Below are 12,221 nucleotides of genomic sequence, written 5' to 3' on the forward strand. Positions count from 1 at the left end.
TCCTGGTCAACCATGGTGAGCCCGAAAGGAATCCGGTGGAAACGCTCGAGTTCCAGGCCGAATCGCGCCAGCTGCTGCAGTTGATGGTCCATTCGCTCTACTCGAACAAGGACATCTTCCTGCGTGAGCTGATCTCCAACGCGTCCGACGCCCTCGACAAGCTCAAGCTCGAGGCGTACCGCAACAAGGACCTGGACGTGGACACGGCCGACCTGCACATCCAGCTGGAGGCCGACAAGGAGGCCCGGACGCTGACCGTGCGGGACAACGGCATCGGCATGTCGCGGGACGACGTGGTCGAGCTGATCGGCACGATCGCCAAGTCGGGCACGGCCGAGCTGCTGCGGAAGATGAAGGAGGCCAAGGACTCGGACGCCTCGGCCGAGCTGATCGGCCAGTTCGGCGTCGGCTTCTACTCCAGCTTCATGGTGGCCGACAAGGTCACCCTGGTGACCCGGCGGGCCGGGGAGAGCCAGGGCACCACCTGGGAGTCCACCGGCGAGGGCACCTACACCATCGACGAGGCCGAGGACACGCCCGTCGGCACCGCGGTCACCCTGCACCTCAAGCCCGAGGACGCCGACGACCACCTCTACGACTACACCGCCGACTGGAAGCTCAAGGAGATCGTCCAGCGGTACTCGGACTTCATCACCTGGCCGGTGCGCCTCGGGAAGGACAGCACCGAGGCGGTCAACTCGATGAAGGCGCTCTGGGCCCGCTCGAAGGACGAGGCCACCGAGCAGGAGTTCCACGAGTTCTACAAGCACATCAGCCACGACTGGACCGACCCGCTGGAGACCATCCAGCTGCGTGCCGAGGGCACCTTCGAGTACCAGGCGCTGTTGTTCCTGCCGTCGCACGCGCCGCTGGACCTGTACATGCGGGACAGCAAGCGCGGGGTGCAGCTCTACGTCAAGCGCGTGTTCATCATGGACGACTGCGAAGCGCTGATGCCGGAGTACCTGCGGTTCGTCAAGGGCGTGGTGGACGCGCAGGACCTCTCGCTCAACGTCTCCCGCGAGATCCTGCAGCAGGACCGCCAGATCCAGCTGATGCGCCGCCGCCTGGTGAAGAAGGTGCTCAGCACGGTCAAGGCGATGCAGAGCACCGAGCCGGAGAAGTACGCGACGTTCTGGAAGGAGTTCGGCCCGGCGGTCAAGGAGGGGCTGGTCAACGACGCGGACAACCGCGAGACCCTGCTCGAGATCTCCTCCTTCGGCTCCACCCACGACGCCGAGAAGCCGACCACGCTGCGCGAGTACGTGGAGCGGATGAAGGGCGGCCAGGAGCACATCTACTACCTCACCGGCCCGTCCCGCTCGATGATCGAGCACTCGCCGCACATGGAAGCGTTCCAGGCCAAGGGCTACGAGGTGCTGGTGCTGACCGACCCGGTGGACGAGATGTGGGTCGAATCGGTCACCGAGTTCGACGGCAAGAAGTTCCAGTCCATCGCCAAGGGGCAGGTCGACCTCGACTCCGACGAGGAGAAGAAGGACGGCGACGAGAAGCAGAAGGACTTCGCCGGGCTGCTGAGCTGGCTCGGCGAGACGCTCTCGGAGCAGGTCAAGGAGGTCCGGCTGTCCTCCCGGCTGACCACCTCGCCCGCCTGCATCGTCGGTGACGCGCACGACGTGTCGCCGACGCTGGAGAAGATGTACCGGGCGATGGGCCAGGAGATGCCGCCGATCAAGCGGATCCTGGAGCTGAACCCGGACCACGAGCTGGTCAGCGGGCTGCGCCGGGCGCACGAGGAGCGCAAGGACGACCCGGCGCTGGCCGAGACCGCCGAGATCCTCTACGGCATGGCGCTGCTGGCCGAGGGCGGCGAGCTGAGCGACCCGCCGCGGTTCATGCGGCTGCTGGCGAGCAGGCTGGCCAGTTCGATGTGACCACCGGCGGATCCGACTTCCTGCAGCTGCGCATCGAGCGGGCCCCGGCGGGCGGGCGGGCCGCCTGGCTGACCGGGCAGCTCCGGGCGGCCATCGCGGACGGCCGCCTGCCGGTGGGCAGCAGGCTCCCCGCCAGCCGGGTGCTGGCGGCGGAGCTGCGGGTTTCCCGCGGGGTGGTCACCGAGGCGTACCGGCGGCTGGCCGAGGACGGGCAGGTCGCCGGGCACGGCCGGGCGGGCACGGTGGTGGTGGCCCGGCCGGTGACCGCCCCGGAACCGGCCGAGGCGCCGCCGCCGGGTGACGTGTTCGCCGGCGGCCCCGGCGCGGACGTGTTCGACCGGCTGCGCACGGCGCCTGCCCGGATCGACCTGTCCCCCGGCAAGCCGGATCTGGCGGCGTTCCCGCGCATGGCGTGGTTGCGTGCCGAACGCGCGGTGCTCAACGAGATGTCCCCGGCGGACTTCGGGTACGGCGATCCGCGGGGCACCCCGCCGCTGCGGGTCGCCATCGCGAACTGGCTCGCCCGCAACCGCGCCATCCGGGCCGACCCCGGTGAGATCGTCGTGGTCGCCGGGGTGGCGCAGGCGCTGGACCTGCTGGGGAAGGTGCTCGTCGAGCGCGGGATCGGCGCGGTCGCGGTCGAGGACCCCGGTTCGCTCGGGGCGCGGCAGCACCTCGGGCACCTGGGCCTGGCGACCCCGCCGGTGCCGGTGGACGAGGAGGGCCTCCGGGTCGGGGAGCTGGCCGCGCCCGCGGTGCTGGTCACCCCGGCGCACCAGTTCCCGACCGGGGTGGTGCTCGACGGCACGCGGCGGGAGGCGTTGTGCCGCTGGGCCGAGGACGGCGGCGTGGTCATCGAGGACGACTACGACGCCGAACACCGCTACGACCGCCCGCCGGTGCCCGCTCTGCGGTCGGTGCTGGACCGGATCTGCTACGCGGGGAGCGTGTCGAAGCTGCTGGCCCCGGCGTTGCGGATCGGGTGGGTGCTGGCCCCGTTCCTCGACGACCTGGTCGACGCCAAGCGCTTCGCCGATCTGGGGAACGCCGCGCTGCCGCAGCTGGTGCTGGCGCACCTGATGGAGTCGGGTGAGCTGGAGCGGCACCTGCGCCTGCTGCGCCGGCGGCACCGCCGCCGCCGCGACGCGATGATCGAGGCGATCGGGCGGCACCTGCCCACCGCCCGCGTGCACGGTGCCGCGGCCGGGCTGCACCTGGTGATCACCTACGGAGGCGGCCCGCCGGACACCGACCTGGCGGCCGCGGCGCTGGCGGAGGGGGTCAAGGTGCAACCCCTGTCGTGGCACCGCCAGCGCCCCGGCCCACCCGGCCTCGTCCTCGGCTACGGCGCCACCACCCCCACCGACATCAACACCGCCCTGACCACCCTCGCCCCGCTGCTCACCCGGTGATCCCCGGACCCGCCGAGGTCCAGCCTCACGCCCAGCCAAGCCGACTCCCACCGCCAAGCCCGGCGCCAGCCGCGAACGCGCCGCAGAGGTGCCGGTCAGGTCATCGTTTCGCCGTAGACGTGGGTGACGGACAGCTTCAGCAGGACCCGCCGGTCGGAGACCATGACCGAGCGGTATTCGGCCCAGTCCGGGTGTTCGCCCGCGGCCTTGCGGTAGTAGTCCACCAGCGCCTCGACCTCGGGGCCGTGGGGATCGGTGCTCGGGCCGATCAGGGTGGCCGTGCCCTCCGCCGTGGCCCACGACCAGCCGTCGGCGCTGGTGACCTCCAGCGCCGCCCGCGGGTTCCGGCGCAGGTTCTTCGTTTTCGCCCGGCCCTCGGTCAGGGAAACGTAGATGACGTCGGCTTCCCGGTCGTAGTACGGCGTGACCGGCGACAACTGCGGCAGCCCGTCGGCCTTGATCGTCGCGAGCACGCCGAGATCGCGGTCGGCGAGCAGGTCTCGCGGGTCGTAAGCGGTCAAGCTCCCACCTCCGAAGGCTTCCGGAACTGTTCGACCAGGGCAGCGTAACCGGCTCCGCCGCGCCCCGCCGCCACGGCGCGTTCCCCCAGTGCCTTCAGGAACTTCGGCAGTTCGGCGCTCACCCCCAGCGACTCGCTTTCGTGCACGACGTGGTCCATCGCGGCCAGGTGGGTGTCGAGGGTGGCGTCCAGCGGCGGGTAGGCGTCGTCGTCGATCTGCTCGCCGTAACCGGGGAGCCAGCCGGCGATGGTGGTGGTCATCGACTTCGCCAGCTCGGCGAACGCCGACGCGGGCACCCCCGCCGCCCCCAGCAGCGCCGCACCCTGCAGGAACCCGTTCAGGATGCTCCACATCAGCCCCAGCACGGCGACGTCGTGCAACGACGACAGCCCCTGGTCGGTGCCCACGTGCACGGCCGTCCCCAGGCTGCGCAGCACCGGTTCGTAGGCACCCGGCGGCCCGCTGTACAGCACGACGGCGTCCGCGCTCCCGATCGCCGCCGGAACGGCCAGGATCGCCCCGTCGACATAGGTGGCACCGCGCTCGGCGGCCCAGGCGGCGGTTTCCCCGGCCACCGCCGACGTGCCGGAGGTCAGGTTCACCAGCACCCGCCCCTCGAGCCGGTCGCCGAGCGGGCCGAGCAGTTCGCGCACGGCGTCGTAGTCGGAGACGCAGATGATCACCAGTGGGCTCGCCGCGACGGCGTCGCCCGCCGAACCGGCGAGCACCGCGCCCCTGGCGACCAGCTCGTCCGCCTTGGCCGCCGAGCGGTTCCACACGGTCGTGGGAATGCCGTCGCGCAGGAACGCGCCGGCCAGTGCCCGGCCCATCAGCCCGAGGCCGAGCACGGTCACCGCTTTCACCGAATCTTCGTTGGTCATGGCGCTATGGTGAACCTTCACACCGGTATGAAGGTCAAGGAGCGAGCGTGCTGATCGGAGAACTGAGCCGGCGCACCGGCGTCGCGGCGCACCAGTTGCGGTACTACGAGTCGCAGGGCCTGCTCGCCCCCGGCCGCGGCGGCAGCAGCGGTTACCGCCAGTACGGCGAGGACGCGGTGCTCACCGTGCTGCAGATCCGCAAGCTGCTCGACGCCGGGCTGTCCACGCAGGCGATCGCCCACCTCCAGCCCTGCCTGTCCGGCACCGGCCCCGACCTCACCCCGTGCCAGGAGACGCTGGACCTGCTCAACGGCCGGTTGCAGAGCCTGGACGAGCAGATCGACACGCTCGTCCGCACCCGCCAGGCCCTGCACGACTACGTCAAGGTCACCGAAGCCGGCCTGCCGCGTTACCACTGCCCCGACGAGGCCGGGCAGGTGGTGTCGGCCGGGAGCTGACCGGTCAGCAGGTATCCGGTGACGTGGGCGTCGCCGCAGGCGTTGCCGTTGGCGCGGTAGGCGCCGTGCCCACCGGAGTCCACGGTGATCATCCGCGCCCGGTCCCCCAGCGCCCGGCGCATTTCGCGGGCCCCGGCCAGCGGGGTCGACGGATCACGCGTGTTCTGCACCAGCAGCACGTTCGACGGCCCGTCGCCGGTGATCCGCACCGGCTTCTGCGGTTCGTACGGCCAGAACGAACACGGCGTGATGTTCACCGGCATGCCCGCGGTCAGCGGGAACTCCGCCCGGGACTTCGCCACGGCGCGTTCGTGCGCCTTGACCGAACCCGGCCAGTCGATGTCGTTGCACACCGTGGTGATGGCCACCGCGCTGGTGTTCTGCAGCACGTCCTCCGGCGGCTGCGGCTGCGGCGGCACCGGCGTGCCGTCCCTCGCCGCGACCATCAGCTTCGCGATCACCGGGAAGCCGGCGTCGGTGTAGAGGTTGCGCAGCAAGGCTTCCCGCAGCTGGTTGCCGGTCAACCCGGGGAGCGGTGCGCGGTCCAGCCGGGCGGCGAGGTCGAGGAACAGCGGGCGCACGGCGGCCGGATCGCCGGCCAGGTCCTGGCCGTTGGCCGGATCGGTGACCCAGCGCGCGAAGTCGGGGAGCCGGTCCTCGACGCCGATCTGGTAGTTGGCCAGCCAGCCGCGAGCCACCCGGCGCGGGTCGCCGGAGCTGTCCAGCACCACGCGGTCGGTGTGCTGCGGGAACATCGTGGCGTAGACCGCGCCGACGTAGGTGCCGTAGGAAAGGCCCCAGTACGACAGCTTCCGCTCCCCCAGCGCCCGCCGCAGCCGGTCGAGGTCGCGGGCCTCGTTCGGGGTGTTGATGTGCGGCAGGAGCGGGCCGCCGTTGCGTGCGCAGGCATCGGCGATCCGCTCGCCCTGCACGACGTTGGCCTCGATGCCGCCGTCCGCGTCCGGCCAGGCCATCGTGCGGCCGTTGTCCTCCGGCGACAACCCGCAGCTGATCGGTGTGCTCCTGCCGACCCCGCGCGGATCGAAGCCCACCACGTCGAACCGCTCACGCAGCTCGGCCGGGAGGTCCAGGGTGGACGGGCGGTTCAACCCGGAACTGCCGGGGCCGCCGGGGATCAGCAGCAGCACCCCGTGCCGTGCCTCCGGCCGCTTCGCCGGGATCCGCGACACCCGGACGTCGATCCGGTCACCGCGGGGTTTCCGGTAGTCCAGCGGAACCCGCAGGGTGGTGCACTCCTGCCGTTCGGTGCTTCCGGCGACCGGGCACGGTTCCCACCGCAGGGTTTCCGGGGCGGCCGCGGCCGGGGTCGCCAGACCCACCAGGCACAGGGCGCTGAGCAAGACCATTCTCATGCGGCTCAGCCTGGCCCGGTGAACCCGTCGAGCCCACCGGGCCGGCCGGAGGGTTCAGGGTAGGGCGGTCCCCACCGGCATCCCCCGCAACACCTCCAGCACCACGTCTTCGGGCACGTCGCGCACGAGTTCGGCGCCGGACGGGCCGTCCAGCGCGAACGCCAGCCCGGTGGTCGCCTTCTTGTCCTTGGCCATCAACCGGATCAGCTCGGCCGGGTCGAGACCGGGTGGCAACTCGGACGGGCACCCGTAGGACCGCACGACTTCGAGGTGTTCGCCCACCCGCGCCTGATCGATCCGCCCGAGCGCGCCGGCCAGCCGCCCGGCGAAAACCGTGCCGATCGCCACGGCTTCCCCGTGCCGCAACCGGAAATCGGTGGCGCGTTCCAGTGCGTGCCCGAGGGTGTGCCCGTAGTTGAGGATGTGCCGGAGCCCGGAATCGCGCTCGTCCTGCGACACGATCTCGGCCTTGCGGCGCACGCTCGCCGCGATCTGCTCGGCCAGCGGCAGCGACCGCAGTTCCCCCGCGCCGATGAAGTGCGCGCGGGCGATCTCGCCGTAGCCGTTGATCCACTCGCGGCGCGGCAGCGTGTCCAGGAAGTCCGTGTCGCACAGGACCGCCGCGGGCTGCCAGTAGGCCCCGACCAGGTTCTTGCCCTCCGGCAGGTTCACCGCGGTCTTGCCGCCGACGCTCGCGTCCACCTGCGCCAGCAGCGAGGTCGGCAGGTGCACCACCGGCACGCCCCGGTGGTACAGCGCCGCGGCCAGGCCGGTGACGTCGGTCAGCGTGCCACCACCGCACGACACGACCGCGTCCGACCGGGTCAGCCCGAATCCGGCGAACCGGCGGCACAGCTCCTCCACCGTCGCCAGGTTCTTGTCCCCCTCACCCTCCTGCCCGGTGAGCACGACCGACTCCACGCCGGGGTCGGGCAGCAGTTCCGCCGGTCGCGCCGAGACGATCGCGACCCGCCGGACCCCGAGCCCGGCGAGCACCCCGCCGAGCAGGTGCCGGGTGCCCGCGCCGACGTGCACCGGGTACGACCGGTCGCCGAGGTCGACGTCGATCCGCGCGGTCATGCCTTCGCGGCCGCGGCGGCCGGGCACAGTTCGAGCAGTTCGGCCGGGTCCTCCAGCACCACGTCCGGACCGGCGGCCAGCAGGTCGGCCGTGTTGCCCTCGCAGCCCCACACCGCGGCGATGGCGGTGACCCCGGCGGCCTGCGCGCTCTGCAGGTCGGTCACCGCGTCGCCGATCATCATCGACCGTTCGGCCGGCACCTCGAGCACGTCCATCGCGTGCCGCACGATGTCCGGCGCGGGCTTGGGCCGGGCGATCTCGTCCGAGCCGATCACCACGTCGAACAGTTCGGCCAGGCCGAGGGTCTCCAGCAGCGACCGGGCCCGCGGCCCGCTCTTGCCGGTGGCCACCGCGATCCGGTGCCCGCGCGCCCGCAGCTCGCGGATGGTCTCGGGCACCCCGTCGTGCACCTCGACCTCACCGGCGAGGCGGTAGCTTTCGCGGACGAACGGCTCCTCCATCTCCAGCGGCAGCCCCATGATCCGCATGATGTCCGGGAAGTACCGGCCGAGGTGCTTGTTGTACTCCTCGAACGGCGGGTGCCCCTCGCCGACCACCTCGGCGTAGGCCAGGTCGAAGGCCCGGCGCATCACCGCGAAGCTGTCCACGATCACGCCGTCGAGGTCGAACACCACCGCCAGCGGGCCGCCGGTGGTCACCGGCCGGTTGAGTTCGATCGTCATGCCCGCCTCCCGAGGCGCTGCCGCACCGAGCCGTAGACGCCTTCGATCACCCGCACGGTCTTGCGGGCGTCTTCGATCGCCCTGCCCTGCGCCGCCGGATCGGCCAGCAGGCCGGGCAGTTCGTTGAGCTGCCGGTCGTACTCCGAGCCGATCGGCTCCTCGGGTACCGGGAGCACCACGGTTTCGCCGTCGCAGGTCAGCGTCAGCACCGCCTTGTCCTCGCGGTTCGGGCTGAAGCCGAAGGTGCAGCGCAGCCGGGCGGTGCCCTCGCTGCCGTGCACGGTCACGCTGGTCACGTCGCGCTGTTCGTGCGACGCCCAGCTCGCGCGGACCAGCACCGAAGTGCCGTCGTCGGTGACCAGGAACGCGTTGGCGGTGTCCTCCACGTCACCGGAGGCACCGGTGCCCGCGTCGTGCCGCCACACCGCGCCCCGCGAGCTGTCGTTGACGAAGTCGGCCGAGACCGAGCCGATGACCTGGTCGATCTCGGCGTCACCGAGCAGCGGGCCGGCCACGTCGAGCAGGTGCCAGCCGAGGTCGACCAGCGCACCACCACCGGCGTACCGGCGGTCGGTGAACCAGCCGTCACCGGAGGGCACCCCACGGGCGCGGATCCAGCTCAGCTCGACGTGCCGGATGTGGCCGAGTTCCTTGCGCAGGTCGTGCAGGGCCAGGACGTCGGCGCGGAAGTTGGCCGCGCTGCCCGCCAGCAGGGTGGCCCGCCCGGCGCGCTCGGCGGCGGCCAGCGAGTCCACCTCCGCGGTGGACAGGCACACCGGCTTCTCCAGGAACACCGGGACCCCGTCGAGCAGCAGGCCCTTGGCCACGTCGTGGTGCAGGTGGTTCGGCACCGCGACCACGGCCAGGTCGACGGCCACGCCCTTCAGTTCGTCCACACCGGACAGCAGCCGGACGTCGCCCGCCTCGCGGCCGACCGTGCTGCGGATGACCGCCTCGGGATCCACCGCGGCGACCACTTCGAAGGCGGGGTGGGCCCGCAGGCGGGGCAGCCAGATCGACCGCCCGGCCCAGCCGAGCCCGACCACCGCGACCCGGTAGGTCTTCATCGCTCCGCCAGGACTTCGGCGACGATGGCGGCGGTGTCGTGCATCTGCTGTTCGGTGCCCAGCAGGGTCCGGTGGTGCAGCCACACGCAGTCGCGGTACAGCTCCTCGGTCACCGGGCAGCGGGCGGCGATCTGCTCGACGGTCTCGTCCGGCGCGCCCTTCTCCCAGAAGCCGTCGACGCGGTAGATCGCGCGGAACGCGGCGAACGCGGGCACACCGCGCTCGATCAGCGCGTCGACCAGTGCGTTGCGCTGCTCCTCGGTGATGCCGGGGAGGCGGATCATCGCCATGTAGTGCGGGTTGCGGTCGCAGCGCTCGTCCCGCGACTGCGCCACCACACCGGGGATCTCGTCGAGCAGGCCGGCGAGCAGGCGCCAGCGCTCTTCGCGGGTGTCGATCTGGCGGTCCAGGCGGGCCAGCTGCGCCCGCAGCACGGCGGCGCTGAACTCGTTCATCCGGAAGTTCGAGCCGGAGGTCTGGTGCAGGTAGCGGCGGTCGGTGCGCGGGCGGCCGCAGCTGTGGCGCAGGAAGGCGTGCTCGTAGGACTCGGTGTCGGGGAAGGTCACCGCGCCGCCCTCACCGGCGGTCATCAGCTTGCCGTTCTGGAAGCTGAACGCGGCGATCGAGCCCAGCTCGCCGACGCGCTTGCCCTGCCAGCGGGCGCCGTGCGCGTGCGCGGCGTCCTGGATGATGGCCACCCCGGCGTCGTTCGCGATCTTGGCCAGCCCGTCCATGTCGGACATGTGCCCGGCCATGTGCACCGGCATGATCGCCTTGGTGCGGGTGGTGATCAGTTCGGCGGCGGCACCGGCGTCGATGCAGTAGGTGTACGGGTCGACGTCCACCGGGATCGCCGTGCCGCCGAGGCGCTGCACGGCCTGCGAGGAGGAGATGAAGGTGAACGCGGGCACCAGCACCTCGGTGCCCGGGCCGACTCCGAGCACCTCGAGCGCGAGTTCCAGGGCGTGCGTGCCGTTGGTGACGGCCAGCGCGTGCGCCGCGCCGTGGTACTCGGCGAACTCCTGCTCGAAGGAGTCGACCTCCTTCCCGCCCATGCGCCACCAGCCGTCCTGGTCCAGTGCGCGCAGGAGGCCGTCGCGTTCGCCGTCGTCGTGCTGCGGCCACGCCGGGTAGTCGGGGGCCGGGGTCGGACGAGAATTCATCGGGCTGCTCCGATTCGGGTTTCCGGGATTGCCTTCCTGGGGTTGTGTCCGAGCGTAAAACCGGTTTTGGGCACCCCCAACCCCGACGACCCCCCTAGTCGATCCGGCCCGCAATTCTTCCGGGGTATTCACCAGGAATTTCGATTACTGGTGTTTTCCCCAGTGCTGGTTGGCGGCGAGCAGCAGGGCGCCGTGCAATGAGGACAACCCGCCCAGTGCGGCGGGCCGAATGGGGACAACCGGTTTTCCGTGGCCCGTCAGGTTCCTCGCCTGCGCGGCCACTTCGGCGGCGAACCCGGGCAGCGCGGCGGCGAACCCGCCGCCGATCAGGATCCGGGACGGGTGCGCCAGTTCCGCGACGCCGACCGCGGCGGCCGCCAGCGCGGCGCAGCTCTCCTGCACCGCGGCCAGCGCCCAGCCGCGGGTGTCCCGGTACGCCTGGCAGAACTCGGCGAACTCCGGTTCGCGGCCGAGGAGCCCGGCGGCCCGGCGCAGGGTGGCCGGTCCCGAGGCCAGCGCCTGCACGCAACCCGAACGCCCGCACCCGCACGGTGGCCCGTTGCGGTCGACGACGAGGTGTCCCAGCTCACAGGAGCCGCGGGCCAGGCCCGGCCACGGCCGTCCACCGGCGACGATGCCACCGCCGATGCCGGTGCCCACCCCGAAGTAGACCAGGTCGGTGCACCCGGCCGCGTCGGCTTCGGCGACCGCGGCGAGGTCCCCGTCGTCGGCGAAAATCACCGGAACACCGGGGAAAACCTCGTCGAAGAGGGCGTGGAGATCGGCGCCCGCCCAGCCGGGGCGGCTGGGCCAGGCGGCGACGGTGCCGTCTGGGTTCACGGTGGCGGGCATGGCCACGCCGATCGCGTCGGGCCTGCCGAATTCCGCGACGGCACCGGCCAGTTGGGCGAAGTCGTCGCGGACGTCGCGGAACGGGGCCCAGCGCAGTTCGCCTTGTTGCGTTCCGGTGCGGAAAGCGACTTTGGTGCCGCCGACGTCGATGCCGAGGTGATTGCTCATGGCTCCCTCAACGGACTGAGCGATTTCGGGTTCCGGTGGTGTTAGGACTGCGAGTATGGACGAACTGCTGCTGATGAACGGACCGAATCTGGGGATTCTGGGAAAACGCGAGGTCGAGGTCTACGGGACCAGCACGCTGGCGGACATCGAAGCGCTGGTCGCCGCGGAGGTCGCCGAGCGCGGCTGGCGCGTCACCGCCGTGCAGCACGACTGCGAGGGTGAGCTGATCCGGACGCTGCAGGACAGCTACGACACCGTCGGCGCCATCGTCAACCCGGGTGCGCTGATGATCGCGGGCTGGTCGCTGCGGGACGCGCTGGCGAACTACCCGCGGCCGTGGATCGAGGTGCACCTGTCGAACGTCTGGGCCAGGGAACAGTTCCGGCACGAGTCGGTGCTGGCGCCACTGGCGAGCGGGGTGATCGCCGGGTTGGGGGCGGAGGGGTACCGGCTGGCGGCTCAGGCTTTGCTGCGGATGTGAGTTGCGGGTCCGCCCCGGCTTTTTGGTGTGACTACGGCGAAGGACCGGGGCGGGGTGGGGGCTGGGCGGCTGCTCCTGTTGATCGCCCCGGTTTGCGTTGGGCTGATTGTTGGGGGGCCGCTGGGTTCCGTTGGGTTCCCGGGGCTGCGGTGGGCTCGCCCCGGGGTGAGCCCACCGCGCCTTCCGG

12 protein-coding genes are annotated in these 12,221 nt (G+C 71.6%); 4 read left to right on the forward strand and 8 right to left on the reverse strand.

All coding sequences use genetic code 11. The features are described from left to right. Positions 1-35 precede the first annotated feature (35 nt). Positions 36-1,895 (forward strand): molecular chaperone HtpG, encoded by a 1,860-nt coding sequence (htpG, locus tag AC07EG_RS32150; RefSeq protein WP_478256993.1) that lies wholly within the window; start codon positions 36-38, stop codon positions 1,893-1,895. Further along, on the forward strand, positions 1,892-3,307 hold the full coding sequence (gene pdxR / locus AC07EG_RS32155; RefSeq protein ID WP_478256994.1) for a MocR-like pyridoxine biosynthesis transcription factor PdxR: 1,416 nt from the start codon (positions 1,892-1,894) through the stop codon (positions 3,305-3,307). The genes htpG and pdxR overlap by 4 nt, the downstream gene beginning before the upstream one ends. A 95-nt stretch (positions 3,308-3,402) precedes the next feature. On the opposite strand, the gene AC07EG_RS32160 is transcribed toward pdxR, so the two are convergent. Both AC07EG_RS32160 and AC07EG_RS32165 read right to left on the reverse strand, forming a co-directional pair. Continuing rightward, complete coding sequence (locus AC07EG_RS32160; RefSeq protein ID WP_478256995.1) at positions 3,403-3,828, reverse strand: PPOX class F420-dependent oxidoreductase; 426 nt, start codon at positions 3,826-3,828, stop codon at positions 3,403-3,405. Beyond that, positions 3,825-4,709, reverse strand: a complete 885-nt coding sequence (locus AC07EG_RS32165; protein ID WP_478256996.1) for an NAD(P)-dependent oxidoreductase — start codon at positions 4,707-4,709, stop codon at positions 3,825-3,827. Before AC07EG_RS32165 ends, AC07EG_RS32160 begins: the two co-directional genes overlap by 4 nt. Before the next feature lie 47 nt (positions 4,710-4,756). On the opposite strand from AC07EG_RS32165, the gene AC07EG_RS32170 reads away from it, so the two are divergent. Further along, positions 4,757-5,167, forward strand: a complete 411-nt coding sequence (locus AC07EG_RS32170) for a MerR family transcriptional regulator (RefSeq protein ID WP_478256997.1) — start codon at positions 4,757-4,759, stop codon at positions 5,165-5,167. Here AC07EG_RS32170 and AC07EG_RS32175 read toward each other — a convergent pair. From AC07EG_RS32175 to AC07EG_RS32200, 6 genes are all read right to left on the reverse strand, one after another. Next, positions 5,119-6,540, reverse strand: a complete 1,422-nt coding sequence (locus AC07EG_RS32175; protein WP_478256998.1) for an alpha/beta hydrolase — start codon at positions 6,538-6,540, stop codon at positions 5,119-5,121. The genes AC07EG_RS32170 and AC07EG_RS32175 overlap by 49 nt on opposite strands. Before the next feature lie 54 nt (positions 6,541-6,594). Beyond that, entirely contained in the window at positions 6,595-7,620 is a 1,026-nt protein-coding gene (locus tag AC07EG_RS32180) for a 3-dehydroquinate synthase family protein (protein ID WP_478256999.1), read from the reverse strand. After that, positions 7,617-8,303, reverse strand: a complete 687-nt coding sequence (locus AC07EG_RS32185; RefSeq protein ID WP_478257000.1) for an HAD-IA family hydrolase — start codon at positions 8,301-8,303, stop codon at positions 7,617-7,619. Before AC07EG_RS32185 ends, AC07EG_RS32180 begins: the two co-directional genes overlap by 4 nt. After that, the gene (locus AC07EG_RS32190) at positions 8,300-9,370 is read right to left on the reverse strand and encodes a Gfo/Idh/MocA family protein (protein ID WP_478257001.1); all 1,071 of its coding nucleotides are present in this window, start codon (positions 9,368-9,370) and stop codon (positions 8,300-8,302) included. The genes AC07EG_RS32185 and AC07EG_RS32190 overlap by 4 nt, the downstream gene beginning before the upstream one ends. Then, complete coding sequence (locus AC07EG_RS32195) at positions 9,367-10,533, reverse strand: DegT/DnrJ/EryC1/StrS family aminotransferase (protein WP_478257002.1); 1,167 nt, start codon at positions 10,531-10,533, stop codon at positions 9,367-9,369. Before AC07EG_RS32195 ends, AC07EG_RS32190 begins: the two co-directional genes overlap by 4 nt. Positions 10,534-10,677: 144 nt before the next feature. Continuing rightward, the gene (locus AC07EG_RS32200) at positions 10,678-11,553 is read right to left on the reverse strand and encodes an ROK family protein (protein WP_478257003.1); all 876 of its coding nucleotides are present in this window, start codon (positions 11,551-11,553) and stop codon (positions 10,678-10,680) included. A 55-nt stretch (positions 11,554-11,608) separates the two neighbouring features. Between AC07EG_RS32200 and AC07EG_RS32205 the strand changes: the two genes are divergently transcribed. Then, the gene (locus AC07EG_RS32205; RefSeq protein WP_478257004.1) at positions 11,609-12,034 is read left to right on the forward strand and encodes a type II 3-dehydroquinate dehydratase; all 426 of its coding nucleotides are present in this window, start codon (positions 11,609-11,611) and stop codon (positions 12,032-12,034) included. Positions 12,035-12,221: the final 187 nt, after the last annotated feature.

The sequence above is a fragment of the Amycolatopsis sp. NPDC045836 genome (assembly GCF_056431745.1).